Source organism: Scytonema hofmannii PCC 7110 (assembly GCF_000346485.2).
In the GTDB taxonomy this organism is placed as follows: Bacteria; Cyanobacteriota; Cyanobacteriia; order Cyanobacteriales; family Nostocaceae; genus Scytonema; species Scytonema hofmannii.
Genome location: NZ_KQ976354.1, coordinates 11,353,055 through 11,375,707 on the forward strand (window position 1 = coordinate 11,353,055; position 22,653 = coordinate 11,375,707).

The 22,653-nt window shown below is 40.7% G+C and carries 22 protein-coding genes and 1 pseudogene; 12 read left to right on the top strand and 11 right to left on the bottom strand.

Features of this window, described 5'->3' with window-relative positions:
* Positions 1-36 precede the first annotated feature (36 nt).
* Together WA1_RS47740 and WA1_RS47745 are read left to right on the top strand one after the other, a co-directional pair.
* Positions 37-294: a ribbon-helix-helix domain-containing protein gene (locus tag WA1_RS47740; RefSeq protein ID WP_026135117.1), complete on the top strand. Its 258-nt coding sequence runs from the start codon at positions 37-39 to the stop codon at positions 292-294.
* A complete protein-coding gene (locus WA1_RS47745; RefSeq protein ID WP_017747469.1) occupies positions 291-530 on the top strand; it encodes a type II toxin-antitoxin system RelE/ParE family toxin in 240 nt (79 codons plus the stop codon). The genes WA1_RS47740 and WA1_RS47745 overlap by 4 nt, the downstream gene beginning before the upstream one ends.
* Positions 531-636: 106 nt before the next feature.
* Here the strand turns inward: WA1_RS47745 and WA1_RS47750 are convergent, their stop codons facing one another.
* The 5 genes and pseudogenes from WA1_RS47750 to WA1_RS47770 form a co-directional block, all read right to left on the bottom strand.
* Positions 637-1,251 carry a Uma2 family endonuclease gene (locus WA1_RS47750; protein WP_026135116.1) on the bottom strand — a complete coding sequence of 205 codons (615 nt, stop codon included), beginning with the start codon at positions 1,249-1,251 and terminating at the stop codon, positions 637-639.
* A 58-nt stretch (positions 1,252-1,309) separates the two neighbouring features.
* Positions 1,310-1,645, bottom strand: coding sequence for a XisI protein (locus tag WA1_RS47755; protein WP_017747467.1), 336 nt, complete (start codon positions 1,643-1,645; stop codon positions 1,310-1,312).
* A gap of 39 nt (positions 1,646-1,684) precedes the next feature.
* Positions 1,685-1,927: pseudogene (locus WA1_RS47760) on the bottom strand (element excision factor XisH family protein); the annotation flags it as partial.
* Between the two features lie 262 nt (positions 1,928-2,189).
* Complete coding sequence (locus WA1_RS47765) at positions 2,190-2,642, bottom strand: cupin domain-containing protein (RefSeq protein ID WP_017747465.1); 453 nt, start codon at positions 2,640-2,642, stop codon at positions 2,190-2,192.
* A 4-nt stretch (positions 2,643-2,646) separates the two neighbouring features.
* The gene (locus WA1_RS47770; RefSeq protein ID WP_017747464.1) at positions 2,647-3,435 is read right to left on the bottom strand and encodes a cysteine hydrolase family protein; all 789 of its coding nucleotides are present in this window, start codon (positions 3,433-3,435) and stop codon (positions 2,647-2,649) included.
* 84 nt (positions 3,436-3,519) lie between these two features.
* Between WA1_RS47770 and WA1_RS47775 the strand changes: the two genes are divergently transcribed.
* The 3 genes from WA1_RS47775 (at position 3,520) to WA1_RS58415 (ending at position 15,112) form a co-directional block, all read left to right on the top strand.
* Positions 3,520-4,917, top strand: coding sequence for an amidohydrolase (locus tag WA1_RS47775; RefSeq protein WP_026135115.1), 1,398 nt, complete (start codon positions 3,520-3,522; stop codon positions 4,915-4,917).
* Positions 4,918-5,094: 177 nt separating this feature from the next.
* Entirely contained in the window at positions 5,095-5,688 is a 594-nt protein-coding gene (locus WA1_RS47780; protein WP_158516787.1) for a CIA30 family protein, read from the top strand.
* An 862-nt stretch (positions 5,689-6,550) separates the two neighbouring features.
* Positions 6,551-15,112, top strand: a complete 8,562-nt coding sequence (locus WA1_RS58415; protein ID WP_017747461.1) for a choice-of-anchor L domain-containing protein — start codon at positions 6,551-6,553, stop codon at positions 15,110-15,112.
* Between the two features lie 81 nt (positions 15,113-15,193).
* Here the strand turns inward: WA1_RS58415 and WA1_RS47790 are convergent, their stop codons facing one another.
* From WA1_RS47790 to WA1_RS47800, 3 genes are all read right to left on the bottom strand, one after another.
* On the bottom strand, positions 15,194-15,613 hold the full coding sequence (locus WA1_RS47790; RefSeq protein WP_017747460.1) for a type II toxin-antitoxin system VapC family toxin: 420 nt from the start codon (positions 15,611-15,613) through the stop codon (positions 15,194-15,196).
* Positions 15,613-15,921 (bottom strand): type II toxin-antitoxin system HicB family antitoxin, encoded by a 309-nt coding sequence (locus WA1_RS47795; protein ID WP_017747459.1) that lies wholly within the window; start codon positions 15,919-15,921, stop codon positions 15,613-15,615. Before WA1_RS47795 ends, WA1_RS47790 begins: the two co-directional genes overlap by 1 nt.
* A 256-nt stretch (positions 15,922-16,177) precedes the next feature.
* The gene (locus tag WA1_RS47800; protein ID WP_017747458.1) at positions 16,178-16,627 is read right to left on the bottom strand and encodes a response regulator; all 450 of its coding nucleotides are present in this window, start codon (positions 16,625-16,627) and stop codon (positions 16,178-16,180) included.
* A gap of 455 nt (positions 16,628-17,082) precedes the next feature.
* Between WA1_RS47800 and WA1_RS47805 the strand changes: the two genes are divergently transcribed.
* On the top strand, positions 17,083-17,571 hold the full coding sequence (locus tag WA1_RS47805) for a hypothetical protein (protein WP_017747457.1): 489 nt from the start codon (positions 17,083-17,085) through the stop codon (positions 17,569-17,571).
* A 96-nt stretch (positions 17,572-17,667) separates the two neighbouring features.
* Here WA1_RS47805 and WA1_RS47810 read toward each other — a convergent pair whose 3' ends face one another.
* Together WA1_RS47810 and WA1_RS47815 are read right to left on the bottom strand one after the other, a co-directional pair.
* Complete coding sequence (locus WA1_RS47810) at positions 17,668-18,621, bottom strand: MDR/zinc-dependent alcohol dehydrogenase-like family protein (RefSeq protein WP_017747456.1); 954 nt, start codon at positions 18,619-18,621, stop codon at positions 17,668-17,670.
* Positions 18,622-18,924: 303 nt separating this feature from the next.
* A complete protein-coding gene (locus WA1_RS47815) occupies positions 18,925-19,143 on the bottom strand; it encodes a hypothetical protein (RefSeq protein ID WP_017747455.1) in 219 nt (72 codons plus the stop codon).
* A 132-nt stretch (positions 19,144-19,275) separates the two neighbouring features.
* Between WA1_RS47815 and WA1_RS47820 the strand changes: the two genes are divergently transcribed.
* The 6 genes from WA1_RS47820 to WA1_RS47845 all read left to right on the top strand — a co-directional run bounded on the left by WA1_RS47820 (position 19,276) and on the right by WA1_RS47845 (position 22,230).
* Positions 19,276-19,521 (top strand): type II toxin-antitoxin system HicB family antitoxin, encoded by a 246-nt coding sequence (locus WA1_RS47820; RefSeq protein WP_017747454.1) that lies wholly within the window; start codon positions 19,276-19,278, stop codon positions 19,519-19,521.
* 3 nt (positions 19,522-19,524) lie between these two features.
* Positions 19,525-19,743: a type II toxin-antitoxin system HicA family toxin gene (locus WA1_RS47825; RefSeq protein WP_017747453.1), complete on the top strand. Its 219-nt coding sequence runs from the start codon at positions 19,525-19,527 to the stop codon at positions 19,741-19,743.
* A 238-nt stretch (positions 19,744-19,981) separates the two neighbouring features.
* The gene (gene glcD / locus WA1_RS47830) at positions 19,982-21,460 is read left to right on the top strand and encodes a glycolate oxidase subunit GlcD (protein WP_017747452.1); all 1,479 of its coding nucleotides are present in this window, start codon (positions 19,982-19,984) and stop codon (positions 21,458-21,460) included.
* Positions 21,461-21,511: 51 nt separating this feature from the next.
* Positions 21,512-21,775: a hypothetical protein gene (locus tag WA1_RS59085; protein WP_017747451.1), complete on the top strand. Its 264-nt coding sequence runs from the start codon at positions 21,512-21,514 to the stop codon at positions 21,773-21,775.
* Positions 21,776-21,785: 10 nt separating this feature from the next.
* Positions 21,786-22,010 (top strand): type II toxin-antitoxin system HicA family toxin, encoded by a 225-nt coding sequence (locus tag WA1_RS47840; protein WP_017747450.1) that lies wholly within the window; start codon positions 21,786-21,788, stop codon positions 22,008-22,010.
* A complete protein-coding gene (locus tag WA1_RS47845) occupies positions 22,003-22,230 on the top strand; it encodes a type II toxin-antitoxin system HicB family antitoxin (protein WP_017747449.1) in 228 nt (75 codons plus the stop codon). Before WA1_RS47840 ends, WA1_RS47845 begins: the two co-directional genes overlap by 8 nt.
* A gap of 46 nt (positions 22,231-22,276) precedes the next feature.
* Here the strand turns inward: WA1_RS47845 and WA1_RS61090 are convergent, their stop codons facing one another.
* The gene (locus tag WA1_RS61090) at positions 22,277-22,570 is read right to left on the bottom strand and encodes a XisI protein (RefSeq protein WP_419183637.1); all 294 of its coding nucleotides are present in this window, start codon (positions 22,568-22,570) and stop codon (positions 22,277-22,279) included.
* Between the last annotated feature and the right edge of the window lie 83 nt (positions 22,571-22,653).

The following is a 22,653-nucleotide window of genomic DNA, read 5'->3' on the forward strand; positions in this document are numbered from 1 at the left end:
CAAAATAATAAGACCATTACTATCCCTTCCTACGATATGACTACCCTGAACATCTCGCTACCTGATTCAATGCGGGCATTTGTAGAAGAACAAGTCAAACAAAAAGGTTATGATACAGCAACTGAGTATATTCACCATTTGATTCGCCAAGAACAAGAAAATGTTGAACGCAAACGTTTAGAAAGTCTTTTACTGGAAGGTTTAGACAGTGGCGAACCAATTGAAGTGAGCGAGGAGTGGTGGGACAACAAACGCGAAGAACTGATGCAGCGCTTGCACCAAGAAAAACCATGACACTGCGGATTTTCATCACTCCCAAAGCAAATCTTGATATTGATGATTTGTTTAACTACATTGCCCAAAATAACCCAGATGCGGCTTTACGTTTTTTTGACGCAACGCGAAACACTATCGCCAAGTTAGCGCAGACGCCCGGTTTGGGCAGTATTTATTATGTGAATACTCCTCGTTTGCAGGGCTTACGTAAATGGGGTGTTAAAGGTTTTGAAAAGTCTCTAATTTTTTACTAAGTAACAGAAGAATTACTAACAGTAGTACGTATCATTCATGGCAGTCGTGATATTCCCGCCATCCTGGAACAAGAAGAATCTTAAGCCTGTTGCAGGCAGGAAAAATTTACAAAGCCGAATCAAAAACTTGCTGTGCGGTGAGTTTGAGGTTAGGAAAGGTGGGAGAAATAATTAAATCATTACCTGTAAATTTGGTAACTTGGTACTCATCTCCAACAAGTTGACATACTGAGAAAGTCGGCTGTTTCGGGTCTCCAATAAACTTTTTACCCCCTAGTGCTGCATAATCTGCAATCCAGAACTCAGGTATACCCATTTCTTCGTAGTCTCCAAACTTGTCGTAGTAATCATCCCGCCAATTAGTACTAATAACTTCGACTACTAAGGGTACAGATACTGCTTGAGTAACCGTTGACTGTTTTTCAAAAAGAGGTTCGTTGATGAGATTGTCAAGATTTAGTAACAATATATCGGGTGAGTAAGTAGACTCGGCGTCAGGAGTTTTTACAAATGCAGTTTTAGGAATTCCGTAAGGTAAGTTGAGTCGGTCGAACTCCACAGTCAGTTTGCGTGATAAAAATGCGATAACTTTTTCATGAGCTCCAGTTGGCGGTGCCATCTCAACAATCACTCCTTTATGCAGCTCGTACTGTACCCCGTTGTTGGGATACCAGTCCATAAATTCCTCATGGGTTAGTAATTTAGGTATGGCTTGGGTCATAGCTATCACCTCCACATATATTCGACTCTTAATTTTATCCACCATCAAAATTTGCTTTTTAACCCACTGCAAACCCAGTATATTGTCTCACTAAAGGTTCATGAAATGCTAAAACAATATCTGATTTCGGGACTCCCAACTTTACCAACTCATCAGCAATACCAATTTCTGTGCCATCATGGTGTATCCAAATTTTCTCACCTTTAATATCTAGATGCAAAACACAACCATACATGGGTCGTCGATTCTTCCATCCTGTATGAACAACTTGATAGCAATCGCGCTCAGTATCGAAAATCAGTTCAGTTTCAGCTTCTCCATCTAATGGGCTGAGACTGGCATAATCGCTTAATAGTTGTTTTATATAAGTGCGATAAAGTTCTAGTTTTTCCATTCTAAAATTACCTCACTCACTGGAGCGTAAATTATTAACTCTATAGTTAATAATTTGCCCTATAGCAGTATGAAATTCTGAAATATTTGATGTGCCGAGAAAACTTTTAATTTCAACAGAAATTTTTTCCTCTCCACGTTCTGCGGCGATAATTTTTTCTGCTCCCAAGTCAATTTCCATATTAACACCACCCACCTGAATTCTCAGTGGCTCATCTGTAATCAGCCAACCCTCTTTTTCTCAACCTTTCCTAACTGTATCATGAAAAACATCTTTAGCCATTGAGTTAGTAACACATATCTAATATCTAGTCCTGTAGCATAACCATGCGGAAAAGTTTCGTAATTTCTTAGCGCCTTTGCGTCTTTGCGTGAGCTTTATTCAGGGTATATAAGCGGACATGATATAAGAGGTCATTTATAAAGTAAATCTTAAATCGCCAAATATCTTGTGTAGGTTGAGTAGAACGAATTAATACCCAATAATTCGATTAAATGTTGGGTTTCGTTCCTCAACCCAACCTACGCTCTTCTTAATGTCTACTTCATAGTGCTAAAGTGTCTACTCTACCAAGTACTGACATATCTTCCTCATCTAATGTCACTGGTGTACCACTGCGAATTAGTTCGGCAAAATCCTCATTGGGAACCATAACAGTCAACGTATACAAGCGACTGGAACCTGTATTCTTAATCATATGAGTCCCTGTAGGTGGAACTAATAAACTATCTCCGGCTTTAATGGGAACAGTTTTGCCATCACACATGGCGACTCCTTCCCCTTTCAGAACAAAAAACATTTCTACTGCCATTTGATGGCGGTTGGGGGGGGTTTTGCCACCAACATCAAAAATTTCTACACAACATGTTAAGGAAGTATTGGCGCTAGCTGGATCGAAGACGATCGCTAATCGATTTGAGTCGTTAGGACTAATCCGATAAGCTTGGTAATCTTTCGGAGACTTAACGACAGGAATGACACAACGAGTAGCACGCATTTATTTATCCTCCTTGGTTATTGAGGTTATTCAGTGCTGTTAAAATAGATTCGGAATCAGTGACAAAGCCAAAGCACTGCTTGACGTTGTACAGTGTTGCCAACCAACAGTAATCAGGAGAAGTTGTGGCGGTACAGTCTTTGATTAACAGGCAGTCATAACCCAAGAAATTGGCATCACATAGGGTTAGCATGACACACTGATCGGCATTAACACCTGTAAATAATAGGGTATTTCTACCTAGGTTCTTTAAGATACTATCTAAGGGAGTATCCCAAAAACCACTCATGCGGTATTTATCGACTCGAATGTCTTGAGGTAATTGTTCCAATTCATCCACTACCGCCGCCGCCCAACTACCCGCCATCAGAACTGGAGCGCCATTGCTAGGTAAGGGATCGCCCAATCCAACACCTTCCCCTGTAGGATTGTAAACGTGAAGTACGTTGGCACTAATATTAAGTAAGTCGGGACGATTGCCCCAATTCAACCAGATGACTGGAACACCTTTTTCCCGAAGTGCAGGCAATAAAGTTTGCAACGGTTCAATAGGTTTGCGTGCTGGGGTAACGTCTACACCGATATGCGCCAACCAACCATCAGGGTGACAAAAGTCGTTTTGCATATCAACGACGAGAATGGCAGTTTTTGCCAAGTCAAGGCGCAGAGTTTTAGTTTCTGTTGGTAAGATAACGGGTTGTGGGGGTTGGGGAGGACGAGTAATGTCTGCAAACGTCTGGTTGACAGCCCATGCGTTTGGTGCAATTCCTAAATTCCGAAGAGGTACATTCATAACATTGCGACATCCGAAACCATTGCTTATTTTGTAACGTGAAAATCCTCCCAAGGTTCGATTACTTAATCAAGGTTAAATATGGTGAACTTCACTATCCAGAATGTCTCGATTGCCACTGATGATGATTATGTCACCGTAGACGTGCAAGTTATAGACGGAACTATAGCTAAGGTAGCACCTCATTTAGAAGTTGTTGGTAGTGCAGTTAACGGTGAGAATAAATTACTACTACCGGGATTCGTCAATGCCCACACTCACTCCTCAGAAATGTGGCAACGAGGAGCCATTCCACCTTTACCATTAGAATTATGGCTGGCAGAACTGTATGATTTTGCACCTCTCGATACAGAAAAAGTTTACTTAACTGCTCTCAGTACGGCAGTAGAAACTCTATTATCGGGTGGTACAAGTGTAGTCGATCATCTCATACTTATTCCAGGACAAGAGTTAGAAACAATTGCAACGGCTGTTCGCGCTTATCGAGAAGTTGGTATCCGCGCCTTTGTTGCACCCCTCATTCAAGATGAATCCCTGACGGCGGGTATACCATCTGGGGAAACCGAGCAAACACACGATCCCTACTTTCGCTCAACCACAGCAACATTAGAACTCATAGAAGAAGCTGTCAGACAGTTTCACCGTCCGGATGAGGGGATGAATATTCTCGTTGCTCCTACAGGAATACAATTGTGTTCCGATGCTTTGTTTGAGGGGTGTAGTGAGTTAAGCGATCGCTACAATCTTTGCCGTCACTCCCACTTACTGGAAACCAAAGCACAAGAAAAACTCGCCCGAGAAAAATACGGTTGTACTGCTGTCGAGCACTTAAAGCGCATTGGTTACCTAGACTATCGCACCACATTAGCCCATTGCGTCCACCTCACAGACGATGACATTGCGATCCTTGCCAAAACAAAATCCACAGTTGTACACAATCCTTTAAGTAACCTGCGTTTGGGCAGTGGCATTGCTCCTATTTTAAAATACCGTCAAGCTGGGGTAAACGTATCTTTTGGTTGCGATGGAGCTTCTAGCAACGACTCCCAAGACTTACTGGAAGCAATCAAAATAGGTTCCATATTACATAACGTTACAGATTTAGATTACCAGCACTGGATTACACCCCGTCAGTCAGTAGAAATGGCATCCTTAGGCGGTGCAAAAGGACTGAATGTAGCAGATACACTGGGTGCGATCGCTGTAGGTAAGAAAGCCGATTTGGTATTGTACGATCTCACCAGCTTATCGCTCTTACCACGTACAGATCCCATTGGCTTATTAATTCTCGGTCGTCCTACCAACGTTGTACATAGTATATGGGTAAATGGCAAGCAGATCGTTGCTGATGGACAAGTCACCAATATTAACGTTGAGGAGTTACGACAGCAGTTGTTCAACCACAGTCAATGGCATGCAAATCGTAAATCTCAAACCGTTGCCCAAATTGAAGCACATTATCGGGCAGTAATGGGATTATAGAACCATAAATCTGACCCCCTACCTCGGTCTACCTCGTTCCCAGGCTCCGCCTATCTCATATCTCGTTCCCAGGCGGAGCTTGGGAATGCCTTCGTGGAGGCTCCGATCGCATTTCCATTCCTCTCATTGCCAAAAAATCCTAACATAATAAAAAAGTTAGTTGTTGCAGGAATTTTTTTGACTTTGATAAACTCTACTAAAGCAAGCGCAGAAAACAGCAATTTTGAAGACCCCAAACAAGCCCTATTAACTATTGAGGCTCCTTGGGTAGTCAAGACTGATAAAACAGAAAGACCATCAGTTGGTAGCAGTGAGGCGACATTCCTTGATGCAGGTAATGAATTGCAATTTCAGGGTACACTTGCTACTATCTCTGGGAATGAAGGACTTGTGGGGTTTGCATTTATAGAAACACCTGTCTTTTTAGACTTAACAGGATATAAGTACATTGAGTTTTATGCTAAGTCTCAAGCTCCTAAAGTCGTTTATACGTTAAAAATAAAAGATGACCAAGAAGAGCAAAGTCCTGGTACCCTCACATTTGAGCAAGAGTTTGTTGTTGGGACAGAATGGACAAGGGTGAAACTTCCTGTGAGTCACTTTCAACCTAAGATTAGGGGGAAACTTGCTAATACTTTTGAGTTGCATCTGTCTCAAGTGCGATCGCTTTCTTTTCAAATTAATCGCAGCAACCAAGAAGTCGGTTCACCAATCCCACTTGAGTTTGCTTTAGATATAAGTTCTAAGGTATATTTAACAAATCAAGATTGACAGAAAAAACTGAACGTATTGACATCCAGCTGCACTAAAAGCAGTTTTAGCCAAAACAACTGAGTCAGAATTTATATCAGCAAGCAACCTATGAAGCTATTCATAGCATGCTAAACAAACTACACGATCCAGAAACACGTTTGCTTGATTCTCAGCAACAACAGCGCGTTGAAATGGAAAGTAATGGGATTATAAGCTCGCTCAACCCAGTATGTAAAAATACTGAGTTTCTAAGGCTCCGTATTTTCCCCTAAGAACAGACTTGTAAACAATCGTTAATTTTTAGGATATTTGAAGCCAAGTTGAACATCTTAGTATTGACCATCAAATTTTACCAAACCATAATGGAATAAGTTTTGGTATCCTTATGTCCACATACATCGGGATAAATAAAGAATACATTCAAAAGTGAGGTCAGAAGGCGACAGTAAAAGTAATAATTTACCTACGTAAAGCTGAAATGAGCAGTATGCATTCACAACCCTCTAGCTGGAAACAAGAGACGGGGAAGTTACGCAAATTCTGCATCTTCAGAAGTTAAAAATTTCTAGAGATTTTTAAACTTTGCATTATTCTCGCTTCAGTAGATAGATGTCATCAGTTTTAAAGTTGGCAAACTGATTGACATCTTAAGTCTCCTGGCAAATCAAGAAGTTGTTGCAAGATTAAAGCTCCTACCTTATCTCAAACGCCAATTGTCATGTTGCTCCTCTCCTATAAGGGGAGTCTCTCGTTCCTGGGCTGCTTGAGAACTGGGAGATCGCGGGAGGCGGAGCCTCTAGATCTGCATTCCCAGCCTGAGGCTGGGAACGAGGTGAGCACGGGCGGAATCAATATGTATTTTCTTTTTTAGATAAAAATTATGAGTTCTTTACAAGTCTTAAATCAAGGGATCGCATTAGCTAAAACTAAACTTCAAGAAAAAGCACAAGAACCTGGGTGGAGAGATTTACTGACAAGCGCATTTGATAATTTTACTTCATTGTCTCAGGTTGAGAGTTTAACTCAAGCGTGGAGCTTGGGAGATTTTAGCAATCTTCCTGACATTGAAATTGTCAGTTCGGAGATTCTGCTCAATGCAAATGCAGCATATGCAGCCAGTTTAAATACGATTTATGTTTCGCAAGATTATCTTGAGAAATATAAAAATAAACCGGAAGAGATTGCCTCTACTTTATTAGAAGAATTTGGTCACTCTCTAGACAACCATTTCAATTCAAATCTTGATAGTTCAGGAGATGAAGGAGCAATTTTTTCTGCTTTTATTCAAGGAAAAAATTTAGATGACTATTTACTGCAACAATTACGCACAGAAGACGATCGCATTTTCCTTCAGATAAATGGACAAGTTATAGCTGCAGAAGCGGAGACTAGCCCAGAAACTAATTTATCGTTGTTAAGCCAGTCTATTCAGCCTTTATTTCAGAATATTAAAAATGCTGTTGCAGGACAAACTTTAAACAATCTGCCAATTTTAGGTGATATTCCTCTCGGTAATTATGTCAACGAATTCATTACAGATACCGTTGAAAAAAGAATATTAGATGAACTTGATAAAATTACTGGTAAAACTACAGCGTCGGTACAGCAAGCTTTATTTGATGCGTTAAAGCCAGAAAGTCAAGGCGGCTTGGGCTTGCTGTTAGACTTGGATAATAATAATTTAATCGATCTCAATGATATTAAAACTCCTACTGACGCTACCAGTATTGGGTTTCAATTCAAAATTGGTAAAAGCTTTACTCCCGATCTTTCCTTATCAAAAAATTTGGGTTTGCCTAATTTAGGTGTTAACTTAACAGGAGGCATTACTCCCAGTCTAGCATTTGGTTTAAATGTCGGCTTTGGTGTTGATAATACCAGTGGTGCTGATGCTTTTTTCTTTGACACAACGACTCCAGATGAATTCCAAGTCGAACTGAACGCAAATCTTAAAGATAAAACGGCTCAACCATTAAAGTTAGCAGGTTCGCTGGGTTTTCTACAAATTAGCGCTACTGACAACGGTAGCAACCTCAATAGTAAATTTGCTGTCGATCTAACTAACACCACCAGTCAGCGTGTCAAATTCTCAAATCTTAATAATATAAGTCTTGGTTCTCCCAACTTCACTGCAAATGCTAACCTAAAGTTACAGCTTGATACTGGCTTGGATAAAAATGGAAATTTACCATCGATTAGTGCTGACTTTAATGTCAATAACTGGAACTTAGGTGCTGCTATTCCCAGTGTTGAATTTAAAAATGTTGCTCTAGACTTAGGTTCCTTTGCCAATAACTTTGTGGGACCAACTCTCAAAGATATCCAAAGAATTACACGTCCCATTGACTCAATTCTCAGTCCTCTTGTTGAACCACTACCTGTTATTGACTACTCATTGCTTGGTATTGCTCAACAATTTGCACCAAGTCTGGTACAACCCAGTACTGAAGACTTTATCAGACAAATTACTAAGACTCTCAAGCAGTTTAATAGTCTTGAAAGTGATGCTACGAATGGGATTAAAATCTATCTTGGTGATTTCAACGCCAATCCAAATAACCCAAACCCATCTCCAGACGTAGTACAAAAAGTCGGAGCAAAGTCCATCTTACCGCTTGGGGAAGAACCATCCAACAGCTATGTTGATTCCCTTAAAAAGCTAGAAGCAGAAGATGGTATTAAATTTCCGCTTTTGACCGATCCAACCAAAGCTTTTAATTTGCTATTGGGTCAAAATGTGACTCTTTTTGAGTACAATCCACCTGATTTAAAGTTTGAGACAGGTACGTTAGGTTCGGGGATTATTCCTCCTATTCCTGTTTTTGGACCAGTTGTCATTCAGATTTATGCAAAAGCTGGCGCAAGTGCTCAATTTGGATTTGGTTATGATGCACAAGGATTGATTGATTTTACCAAAAATAACTTTCAAAATCCTGTTGATTTAACTAACGGATTTTTCCTGAGTAAACCCGAAAATAAAGGTTATTTCACTATATTTGGCGAAATTGGTGCAGCAGCCGCAGTTAATCTCGCCGTTGTTGAACTTGAGGTAGGCGGAGGACTTAGAGCTACTGTTGAATTAGGAAAAAATTCTCCTTCTAAAGTCCGGGGAAGCGAACTCTATGAAGACCCTCTGTGTTTATTAGCACCTAGTGGAAATTTAGCTTTAATTATCTTTGGGTCTGTCACTCTCGACTTGGGCTTTTTTAGCTTTACAAAACGTTTGGACTTAGCCAATATCAACCTTATTGATTTTAGTACGGGTTGCGATCCAAACGATAAGCACTTTAATGTTGAAGACCCGGAACCTGACCCGGAAACTGAAGAGTTTTTGAAAGCACAAGGGGTGATTGACCGCAAGGGTACAAATAATGGTGAGAGCATTACGGTTCAATATCTTTCTGGTAATAAAAAGGATGGAAATGAATCTGTACTTCTGTTAGGACTTGATTTTCCAGAAGGGAAGCCTCCTGGAAAACAATATGACTTTCTCAAAGCGATCATCATTGATGGGCGTTCTGGAGATGACACTATTACCTTGACTGATGGCGTTGATGTGTCCGCTCAACTTGATGGTGGAGAGGGGAACGATATTGTTATTGGTGGAGGAGGTAGTGATTTCTTAACTGGGGGAGCAGGTAGCGATCGCCTTGACGGTAAAGGAGGAAATAACACCACCAGCTATACAGATGCGCCCAAGGGAGTCATTGTTAACTTAGCCGCAAACATAGCTATAAAAGATGGTTACGGTACGGTTGACTTGCTTCAGAATATTCAAAATGTTGAAGGCTCGCAATTCAGAGATATCATCACTGGTAGTTCAGAGAAAAATTTCATTGATGCAAATGAGGGTAACGACGATATCTTTGCGGGTGAAGGCGATGACGTTCTCCTAGGTGGTGAGGGGCGGGATATTCTTGATGGCGGTACGGGAGTTGATACAACAACATATTTAACTTCTCCTGGTGCAGTTTTTGTTAGCCTCCGCACGGGTAAAGCTTTTGGTGGCGAAGCGGAAGGCGATAAGTTAAATTCAGTTGAAAACGTCCACGCCACTGTTTTGGATGATGTCCTTATTGGTAATCATTCTCATAACGCTTTAGGTGGCTATGAGGGCGATGACAAGTTAGAAGGTGATGGAGGAAAAGATTTATTAGATGGTGGTGGCGGAAATGACACGGCTATTTACCGCAGTTCTAATAGTGCTGTGAACGTCAGTCTCAAAACGGGTGAAGGTTCGGGTTCTGATGCTGAAGGCGATAAATTAGTCAAAGCTAAGATTCTAGACAAAGATAAAAAACCTGTAGAAACAGAATATAACTCCATTGAAAATCTCATCGGTTCTAACTACAACGACACCCTTGAAGGCGACATCGGCGACAACAAACTTGAAGGGTTAGCAGGTGACGATCTCCTTAAAGGCGAAAACGGTAACGATACTCTCATCAGCGGCGCAGGTGCAGATAATTTTGATGGGGGTTTGGGTATTGATTGGGCTGATTACAGTGAATCTCCTGGAGGAGTAAATGTCTCTCTTCAAGGCGTCGGTTCTGGTAGCCATGCTCAAGGGGATACTTTTGTTAGTTTGTTACCTGGAATATCCACTGTTGAGAATTTACGCGGGTCAGATTTTGGCGACACTCTCATTGCAGATAATGGAGTTAACGTCATTGACTCTGGTTTAAGTAGTGGCGGTACGGATAACGTTGATGGTGGTGGATTAACGGATACCCTCATTGTTGATTATTCCATCCGAGATATTGGTACGGGAATGACGGGCGGTTATACCGTTGGTTCCGCAATATCTGGAGGTTTCTTGCGACAACGCACTTCTGGTGGTTCGGTTTTAGATGCTGTTAATTTCACTAACATCGAACGTTTAGTTGTCAAAGGAACCATGAAGGATGACTCAATTATCGGCGGTTCTGGCAATGATATTTTAATTTCTGGTGATGGGAATGATACTATCTATGGTGGTCATGGTAGTAACTTGATTCTTGCTGGTGATGGTAATGATGTTGTTTTTGACCAAAACGATGTCAATTTGGAGTTTAAGACTATCCCCAACAACACATTTGGCATTTTCATTGATGGCGGACGTGGAATTGATACTCTATCCATCGATCTTTCAGGTAAGCTTGTGAAGACGAGCAGCACGACACTGCAATACAATATCTCTCTGATTGGAACCAATTCTTTAGTTGAAAATCCCACACAAGCACTGAGTCTGAGTGATGGAACTGCAATTCGCAACTTTGAAATTTTCAAAGATATCAAAACGGCTGGTGGAAATGACACTCTCATCCAATTGGGAAGAGTGAATAATAACTTTAGTACGGAACAAGGAAATGATATTGTCAATGCGGGTTTGGGAATAGATGTTGTCGATGGCGGTCAAGATCCGGAACCTGTTGTTATTAAATTATTATCATCTACAAATGAAGACTTAGCAGTTAATGTTCAACAAGTCGGAAATACGAATAGTGAAGACAATAACGCAGTAGTCTTTCCTCAAGAAGTTATCAATCAAATTGAAGATGACTTGTTAGTTATAGACTACTCTGTTGAAGATATTGGCACGGGAATGCTGGCAGAAATTCCCAATTTCAATGCTAAAAATGGCGGACGTTACTACCGCAATACGAGTAATGGTGGTAGTATTCTAGATGAAACTAAGTTTACTAACTTTGAACGGTTCAACATTACTGGAACTAGTAAAAATGACCAAATATTTGGTGCGGATTTAAACGATGTTTTGGTTGGTAATGCTGGTGATGATTTAGTAGTTGGTAATGGTGGTCAAGACCAAATCCAGGCGGGAGAAGGAAAAGATTTTGTTGTAGGTGGTAGTGGTGATGATACCGCGACTGGTGGCGATGGGGATGACATCATAGTTGATGGTTGGACATTCAATACATCTCAAGTCAATATTGCTGTGGCGATTCCAGGGATTGCGATCGCAGATAGTGGTAATGATACCTTTGATGGTGGTACTGGTAATGATGCGATCGATGGTGGGACTGGAAACGACCAACTCAGTGGTGGAAACGATAACGACCTCCTCGTTGGTGGTGAAGGTAACGATGCTCTCAAAGGTGACAGTGGCAATGATATCTTAATAGGAATTAAATTTGGTGTAGGAGTTTACCCAGAACTTAATTCGGAAGTTGATACTTTAAGTGGTGGTATCGGTGCGGATGAATTTTGGTTGGGAGAGGAAACACTAGTCTACTATGACGATGACAACCGTTCTACTATAGGAGCAAATACTTACGCTTTAATTACCGATTTTAATTCTTTAGAAGGAGACATTCTTCAATTACAAGGAGTGAAAGAAGATTACTTCACTCAACTTGTCAATAATTCCATCGAAATTTATCGAAAAGATGCTCAAACAGCCCCATCGGGAGACTTGATTGGAATTCTCCAAGGTGTCACTAGTTTCGATTTGGGTGCTAGTTATGTACGCTATGTCAATAACACCCAGCAAGCAAATACACTGGCTCTCTTACAAAAATTTAATTATCCCCAGAATTCAAATCTCACATCTCAAGCAAACATCACTAACCAGATACAGCCTCAATCGCCTAGGGTACCTCCATTGGGTAGCCAGGAGATCGGGGTACAAAGCCTCAAACAAAAAAGCGTAGATATTCAACCATTGTCTGCGTCTCCCGCAACCGCAGACTTTGCGATCGCTCAAGATGGCGATGGCGATCGCTTACTCAGTAAGTTACTAGGAAACACGAACGGGCTAAGTAACTTTAAGGTAAAACTAAAAGGCGATAGCCGTGCTTTTGGGACTTTCCAAAACGATCCCTTTGGTTTGGGTGAAGGGATCGTGCTCAGTACTGGTAAAGTTGTCGATCTACCGGGTAAAAATACGGCTGATGGTGGTCTTTCCCCCGGTACTAATGTTTCGTTACAGTTTGATAAACTTGACGGTGTTACAGGTGACCCTAGCAACGCAGCAACTGCTGTCTACCGTGCAGATTTAACGAATTTGGGATTTGACCTCAAATCTTTAACAATTGGTGACGGTGGTGTCATTGGTGGTAGCAATGGTCGATTTACTGGATTCGATCTAGATGGAATTAAAATCAGCAATACCAAGATTACTAACGCTGCTGATATTCAAAGTTTACCCAGCCTGAATGTCTTTGACTTTAGTCCCATAGGAACTATCTTTACACCAGGAAATCAACGTCCATCCAGCGAGCCTGAAAATCCAGATTTATTTGGGACTATCAATGGTACGGTTAACAATGGTATTGCAAATTTAGGAAGTTTTGATGCGGTGTCTACTACTGGTAGTAGCGCCAATGGTTTTGTTAGTTTAGGAAATTTAGGGAAAGCTGGTTTTAATTTAAAACAGTCGTTAACTTCAGGACAACCGCTTTATCTTTATATTGGTGAAGTTGGTGATAATGGTGAAGTTGCAGGTGGTAATATTACTGTTTCCAATCGCGAAGTCAACAGCTTAAACGACCTCAGCCAAGATTTTGGTTTACCGGGTGTAGCAGATGATGCTATTTCAATGGAAATAGAATTTGATGCTGATGCTAGTACGCAATATGTATTTTTCCAATTTGCATTTGGTTCAGAGGAGTTGGCTGAATATGCAGGTAAATTTAACGACGCCTTTAGTTTAGAACTCAATGGCTTTAATATGGCGCGGTTGAGTGATGGAGATACTGTCACTATTAATAATTTAGCCAAAAATCCTTATCCTTCCTCATATCATCCTGACTTAATCTACAACCCAGTTGGTACTGGTCCTGCTAGCAGTCAAACGAAATTAGATGGCTACACCAAACCTTTGACTTTTGTTGGAGTTGTTGAACCAAATTCCCGTAATAAAGTAGCTATTAATGTTAAAGATAACCGGGATGGTTTATTAGATTCTGCTGTCTTTCTCAAAGCGGGAACTTTTGGTATTACTGCACCTAAACCTCTTGACGGAAGCAAACCGGGAGTCAGTATCAAGCCAGAAGACGGCAAAGATACGGTTATAATTACCGAAGGTAGCGAGACGGGTAGTATCAATATAGTCCTGGATACTATCCCCAGTCAGCCTGTCACGATTACGATTGAACCCGGTTCTCAAGTCGATTTAGGTAATGGACTTGGTAAACCCGTAACAATTACCTTTACTCCCACCGATGCTTACATTCCACATACGATAACAGTTTCTACACCAGATGATGGTATTCAAGAAGGTACCCAGACTGAAACAATAAAATTGACTGCTAGTAGTGCTGACCCCAATTACAATGGTGTTGTCATTCCTCCGCTCAACATACAAGTTAACGATCCGACTGGTGGAGGTGGGACATCAGGTGGTGATGGAGGTACTGGTACTGATGGAGGTAGTGGTGGTAAATCGAGTGTCAGTGCTACTGCAAATGATTTGTTATTCGTTACGGGAAGTGGTTCGCAGGTTGAACTAGAATTTGCTCTTGAAAAAAATAACGGTAAATTTGTCAACGAAGTGGGTGTGTTTGTCGTTGATAACGATAAAGGTGAAATCAACGGTATTGCACCTGGTCAACCTGGTTATTTGCAAGCAGCAATGACACGTTCTCAAGTCCTTCTCTCTGCACTTGCAAATAATCCCGCTCCCGATCTACAAGGAATTCGCAAGCTGAATTTTAATTCTGGTTCTTACCTCAGCTTTTATTTAGTCCAAAATGCTAGTACCGATGACGTCAAAGCAAATTTAGCGGCTTCTCAACCGACTCCCAACGTATTTTTCTCCTCGAATGTGGCAAATATTGATAATTTTGACCACCTGCAAATCAATAATCTGAATGATGGAGTATTGTCTGTTAAGTGGGAAGACCAAATTGGTGGAGGCGATCGCGATTTTGATGACTTAGTTTTGAATGTTAAAACTAGCAATAGTCCTTTGACGATTGGGACTAAATTACAAGCAGAACGGGAACTTATTGACTTACGGGGGATAAAAGGAGCGATTGCAACTCAGTTTACAATCAATAATGAAGCTGCTTATAAAAACTCTGTTGGGTTTTATACTATTGACGATGAAACCGGACGGGTTGGAAATCTTAAACCAGGAGACTCAGGTTATGTAGAAGCCGCATTCCAGCGTACCATTATTAACTTAAATGGGGATACAACAAACGTCACGGGACAGTTCAATGGCGATACACTGATTGCACCTTACATGATCGCCAATGGTACTATCGAGCAACTTCGCGCTCAAAATCCAAATAACGTGTTAAGTACTGGTACAGTTGCATACTTTGCCTTCACAGAAGTCAACACTGATAAGGTAGACCATATTCGCCTACTTGGGGATAATAAATTCGGTTTCGAGGATATCCATAACGGAGGCGATCGCGACTATAACGATATGGTCGTACAGTTGAATTTTACAAACACTGGAAGTTTAGGAAATTTAAATCAACCCTTCGGATAAATTCTCAATCTCAGGCGACTCTTGTCTCTACTCTAGTAGTAGAGACTAAAGTCATTATCGTTAGTTGTACATTCATGGTTATTAAATCGACCAATTTTGAATTTTTAAATCCGGCACTTTTTCAAAATCTTGCAAGTTTCTTGTCAGTAAAACACCATCACAAGCTAAAACAATAGAAGCAATACGTAAATCTTGCGTCCCGATACGAACACGTTGTGCTTTTAATGATTGATAAATATCGTTGGATTTTTCATCATACTGAAGAACAGTAAATTCAGATAGTAACATCACCGTATCAACAAGTAATCTATAAGCTAAAGACTTAGTTTTTCCATCTTTAGCTTCTGCAACTTGAGCAAGACGACTTCTCAACTGCTCTTCAACATTAATAGCTGTTGTCGTTAACTGCGCTTTAGTAACTAATATATTGTTAATAACCCTGGGGTGATTGCGTCCATAAAGACTAAGATGGTCTGTATCAAAAATGTAAATTGTCGTCATCACTCATCTTCTAAAGCATTGGATTCTTGGCGAATTGATGCTAACTTATCCATAAAATCATCAAAGGTTGGGTCTGAAGCAAATATTCCCGCATACTTCATTGTTGGTTCATGTGTACTGAGATTGGCTTCTGAATTTACTTCTATCGACACAACTTTTCCCCTTGCTAGTTGTGCTTCAAGGGCAGATTTTGCATTTAAAATCGCTTCTTCTTCGGTCGTACCGGAAGCTGTTAAATTAGGCATTCCTACAATCGATGCAATAAAATTATGCTCATTTTGACTCTCGACAAAAACTTGGTAACGCATAGTACGTGACACTACATAGTTAACTTAGAGTTTGGGATTGACGAGCAAGCTCAGACATCCAAAGACTTACATCAATACCCCCATGTTCCCCTCATTATAATCATAATAATCATAATTTGCGAAATCAACGCAATTCGTCCATCCTATATCCATAATGGAGGCGATCGCGATTATAACGATATGGTTGTACAATTGAATTTTACAAGCACCGCAGGTTTAGGAAATTTAAATCAACCCTTCGGATAAATTCTCAATCTCAGGCGACTCTTGTCTCTACTCTAGTAGTAGAGATTAAAGACATTATCCTCTTGATAAGTTTTTGCCAGTCATTGACCGATGTAGGTTTGGCAAAGTGCTGAATCTCCATCCTATCCAACTCAGCAATTTCACTAGGACTAGCAGAACTAATTGTAGTGATGACTGGTATATCTTTAAGGTGAGATTGCTGCTCGATCCAAGTTATCAATTCAATCCCATTGATATCTGGCAGAATGAGATCTGCTAGCACTATGAGTTCTGGTACGGGACAACAATCTCGATGACTGTATAACCCGATTTCTGATAAGTAAGTTAAAGCGCTAAATCCATCTTCTACATACTGCAACGAGATAGGTAAGCGGGATTTGGCTAAAATACGACGAATCAGACGTAGTTCAGGTAAATTGTTTTCTACCAGCAAAATAGTAAATTGTTTTAAATTAGTCATACTTTTTCTTTAATGACTAGAGAGTATTAAAGGTATTTTTAGGTAGATGCTGTACCTGTTCTAGCCAACATAAATCTGTTAATTAGAACTTTGTTGTTTAGTTTAGGGATCAATTATGAAGAAGGTGTGGAGAGAATTGCATCCGTGGATACACTCAACCCCTGCACGTAGAATAAAAAAGCTTTATGTGTAATTGCGTAAATTTGCGGTTGCAAAAAGGTACGTTTGGGGTATTGGTGATAGTGCTGTCACTTGTTAATTGAGAATCATTTATTTTCTTAAGGTATCCCACCAATACCACATATTGTGAGCATTTCCCAAAAAGAACGATACCGTTTACAACCAGGAAAAAGAACAGTTGTTAGCCGTTTACAGTATAGTCATTTGCTTTGACTTGACATATTGTTGTCACATTTCTTGACCAAGATAGTAGTAGAGTTATTATTTAGTTCAAGATGTCTCATATATTTTCTTTAGACAAATCTACTACCACTTTTCAAGTTTTAGTGGCTGGAATTGCAGCTAGTCTTTTTGCATCTGGATTAACATCAAACATCGAACAGCAAATCTCACAACCTACATCACAACTTACAGCTTCTAGTCTCACAACTTCACAAGAGTCAACAGAACAAACTAACCAATCTGCGCTCATACTGGCATCTGTATTGGCTGGTAGTCTTATTGTTGGTGTTGCTTTAAGAGGTACGGCTAGTAAAAGCGCAAGTGCAACAGGTACATCCTCAGTTGGAAACAAGAAAAATACCTTTCTCATTTTCAATCAAGGTAGCCGCAAGCTGCAAAAGAAACTCCTGCTCTTACTACACGACGATCGCGAAGCAGCAAATCGACTTCTAACCCAAGCTGTGTTAAAGTATACAAACAAAACAGTAGATTGGTACTTTGAAAAAGTGATTTACGATCTGGAGCGCGATCGCCATGCATAAGTAGGTAGGTGAGAAAAAACCGAACTATGTGAAGATAAGTAAACAAGCTAAAACCTTTACAAATGACCAATGACAAATGACTAATGACAATTCTGACTAATCAATTTCCAATAAAACCTTCAAAACACCTTTACCTTGGGCGCGTTCAAAAGCAGCAAGCCCTTCTGTAAGCGGATAACGTGCATGAATGAGCGGTTTTACATTTACTCTTTCTTGTGCTAAAAGTTCAAGTGCAGGTTGAAAGGAACCGCAACGGGAGCCAATTAAAGTGATTTCGTCCACAACTAAAGAGGAAGCATCAAAGCTCAGGTTACCTGCGTAGGTACTTTTGAGTACTAGAGTTCCTCTTGGACGCAAGGCACGGAGAGCGATGGCAAATCCTTCAGAGTTACCAGTACATTCTACCGAAATATCAAAAGTTTTGTCTTTAACCGCATCAACTAAACCAGTTTTAATACCTCGATCCTCTAAGTTACCAAGTTTGTCTCGATGACGCCCCACGACTAAAAGCTCACACCCAGTTAAAGCTATTGTCTGCGCTACCAATTGCCCCAGTTTACCATCACCAACAACGAGTACCCGGTCATCAGGCGATAACCGCAACTGCTGCTGAATTTCCAGCGCAGCTGCTAAAGGTTCAGTAAAAGTTGCAACTTCTGTAGGAATATTTTCAGGTACAGGATGCAGGTTCTCTATGGGTAAAGTCAGATAATCAGCAAAGGCTCCATTGCGGTTGACAATGCCAAGAACAGTACGATTTTCGCAGTGAGTGGGTTGTCCCCTCCGACAGAACCGACATTGTCTGCAGACAGCATTGATTTCTCCGACTACACGTTGATTCACTAGGTATTCTGGTCCTTGTTCAACGACACCAACAAATTCGTGTCCAAGAATACCGATATAGGGATAGTAACCTCTCTTGAGTTCTATGTCGGTGTTACAGATACCAGCACACAAAACACGTACTAGAGCTTCTCCTTGTGGCGGAGAGGGAATAGGGATGTTAGTACGGAGTTGAATTTGGTTGTTTTCGAGCCAAAGTCCTTTCATGGTTAATCGGTGTATGGCGGTGTGTAGGTGGAGAATCTAGATGAGATAAGTTAATCAACCAAAATAAATATAACACTCAAGAAATCAGATTTCGCGTATTTTACTGATACTTTTATGTACTAAATTCTTCTTTATATACTTAAATATTACTGAAATATGTTGACGAGGTATTTGAGCTAAAATACCTTGTCAACGTACTGTCATAATGCACACTGGGTCTAAAACGCTCAAACTCTATGCAGGATCAAGGTTTTGGTAGTAGCGATAAGCCGGAGGCTTAACGGCTGAAGCCGTATCGCGTGCTTATGAGAAATGCGGTATAGAGGAAGTTTTTCGTTCTTTCTCGGATGAATGGTCTTTTTTGAATCCACTAGTTTTATTGGCTTTGATGTCTGGCTTGCCCTTTTTTCCCTTGAGACGGTTGTTCTCATCCTGTAACTTTTGGTTTTCTTCTTCTAATCTTTTTACCTTTGCATTTAGTTCTTCTATTAGGTTCAGCAGTATTTCTATAGTTTGACGCAACGAAGGGTCAGCAATTTTTGGTGACTTTGAAAATTCAGATAAATTTGTGTACTAAACAAACTAACTAAAAAAAAGAAGACACTAACCGTTTTGGAAGCTATAATAGAGTGCGTGGAAAAAAAAACATTGATAATGTTAGCAAGCTATATTGACCAAGCAATGGAATTAGCAGTCTACGAAATTATTGAAGATGATGGAACTTACTGGGGTGAGATTCCTATTTTACAAGGAGTCTGGTCAAATCATCAAACGCTAGAAGGTTGTCGGCGGGAATTAAGAGAGGCTTTGAGTGACTGGCTAGCCTTAAGATTACGTTTGGGATTAATGATTCCTGTAATAGCGGATATTGACTTAAACAAGCTTACTGAACCAGTATAAAGAATGTCTCGATTAACTCTGACCTCTTGGCACAATTTGGTAAAACGTTTGCATGAATTAGGCTTTGAAGGTCCATATTCAGGAGGAAAACATCCGCAAATGAGACGAGGAGATGTAACTGTTATCATCCCTAATCGTCATGAAGGTGACATCGGTGTGGGTTTGCTATCGCGTCTGTTGCGACAGGCAGGAGTTTCTCGTGAGGAATGGTTAGAAGATTAAAAGAGCGTTATGCTAAAAAAATTTTTGCCTGACTGAATAAGTAATATTTGCTACTAAAAAACGACAAAACCAGAGCTTTGCATTGCCTTAACAGTATATTTTTACTAATAATGAAAGCTGTAGCCACAAGGCGTTAGTAAGCGCCCAAGACGGTTTCTTCTTGCTATTTTTGGTGACTTTGAAAATCTGTATAAATATTTACACTATTTCCACTAACTTAGGTCTCTTTAAAAGCCTTATGCTCACCCAAGACAAACAACAACGCAACTGGAAACCCATCATCAAGCAGTTTGAAGCAGTACTCGGTAAAAATGGCGTAGTGCAACGTCGTGAAGAACTGATTACTTATGAATGTGATGGACTCACCAGCTACCGCCAACGCCCCGCTATTGTAGTACTGCCAAGAACGACAGAACAAGTGGCAGAAATTGTAAAGATATGCGATCGCAATTCCATCCCTTTCCTCGCTAGAGGTTCTGGTACTGGCTTATCTGGTGGCGCATTGCCTGTTGAAGATTGTGTTTTAATTGTGACTGCTTTAATGCGTCAAATCCTCAATATCGATCTAGAAAATCAACGTGTTGTCGTACAACCAGGGGTAATTAACAATTGGGTGACGCAAGCAGTCAGTGGTGCTGGTTTTTACTACGCGCCCGATCCCTCCAGTCAAATTATTTGTTCCATAGGTGGGAACGTCGCGGAAAACTCAGGTGGGGTACATTGTCTGAAGTACGGTGTTACCACCAACCACGTTTTGGGATTAAAAATTGTTACTCCTGACGGTTCCATTGTGGATGTGGGAGGACAAATACCCGAAATGCCCGGTTACGATTTGACAGGAATCTTTGTTGGTTCTGAAGGAACTCTCGGAATTGCCACAGAAATTACTTTGCGAATTCTGAAAAGTGCAGAATCAATTTGCGTACTTCTAGCAGATTTTACCAGTATAGAAGCAGCCGGGGCTAGCGTTTCCGATATCATCAGTGCTGGGATTATTCCTGGTGGTATGGAAATCATGGATAATCTTAGTATTAATGCTGTTGAAGATGTTGTGGCAACAAATTGTTACCCCCGTGATGCGGCTGCTATTTTGATAGTTGAAATCGATGGTTTAGCTGTAGAAGTTGCAGAAAATAAACAGCGAATTGCAGAAATTTGTAACAATAATGGTGCGCGGAACATTACCACCGCTAGCGATCCAGAACAACGCCTAAAATTGTGGAAAGGACGGAAAGCCGCCTTTGCAGCAGCAGGGCATTTAAGCCCGGATTATTACGTACAAGATGGTGTTATTCCCCGCACTCAGTTACCTTACGTGCTGGGAGAAATCGAAGCATTAAGTCAAAAGTACGGTTATCGCATTGCTAATGTATTTCATGCAGGTGATGGCAATCTTCACCCACTCATTTTGTTTGATAACTCTATTCCTGGTGAGTTAGAAAAGGTAGAAGAAGTTGGGGGAAAAATTCTTAAACTTTGTGTTCAAGTCGGTGGCAGTATTTCTGGAGAACATGGCATCGGTGCAGAAAAAAGGTGTTATATGCCAGAAATGTTTACTGAAGTTGATTTAGAAACCATGCAATGGGTACGGCAAACTTTTAATCCTAAAGGTTTAGCAAATCCCGGCAAGATTTTTCCCACACCCCGCACTTGTGGTGAAGCCGCAAACGCGATGGGCGAATTAGCTAAGAAGTTTGAGGGCGTGGAACGGTTTTAGCAGATACTACGTTTGTAGTTGCGCTTTAGCTCTCAGCGCAACTACAGACTAATGATCTTATCTTATATTGTTCGGAGAGCAGCAGGCGCGAAGGTGGCTCAAGAGGCAATCGCCCAAGTTTTGACAGATTTACACATTTGTGCAATTGACAGAGCTGTGTTGGAACAAGCGAACGCACTAAATTTCCGAGATTTTGAGGATGCGGTGCAGTATGCTTGTGGAATGGCGCATGGGGATCTGAACGATTTTAGTAGTGTGAAGAGGATGTCTGAAAGCTCTTTCCCTGAGGTTATTATGACTGTGGTTGATAGTTGATGTCTGAACAATGCCCAAGAAAATCAGGGAGTTAAAACAGATGCTACGCCAATTAGGTTTTACTGAACTCCCAGGTAAAGGAAGCCACACTAACTGGATACATCCTTTCTATGTCGGAAAACTCACGGTTTCAGGCAAAGACAGTTCGGACGCTAAATTTTATCAAGAAAAGGATGTGCAGCAAGCTATAAAAGAAGTAAAGGAGAAACAACAGGAGCAGCAGGAAGATGAGTAACTTGAAGTACCAGATGCTAATTCAATGGTCAGAAGAAGATAATTGCTTTTTGGTAGGATTTCCTGATTTTCTCGGACAGCCTTGGCGGACTCATGGCGATAGTTATGAGGAAGCTGTCACAAATGGCATTGAAGCTTTAGAGTCTCTAATTATGGCTTATGAGGCAACAGGTGAAAAGCTTCCGGAACCAACGGTTAACAAAACAGCGATTAGTGCGTAGGCGTAGCCCAATGAACCGCCTTGTTGGAACTGTCAAAATTTGCTTTTTAACCCACTGCAAACCCGGTATATTGCCTCATCAAAAGTTCATGAAATGCTAAAACAATATCTGATTTTGGAACTCCCAACTTTACCAACTCATCGGCAATGCCAATTTCCGTGCCATCATGGTGTATCCAAATTTTTTCACCTTTAATATCTAGATGTAAAACACAACCGTACACAATACTGCTCGGATAAGCGAAAATTAGAACCCCGGTAAATAAGTGCGAAACCGGGGTTCTGGCACCTTGACTATCGTTAACCGAGTAGTATTGCAATACTCCCAATTCATCTCGCATTTTCATATACATATTTCCTTTGGGAAAGGATTTTTTGGCTACTTCCAAAGTCATTGCTGGAATTTCTGACCAGTCTTGCGGAT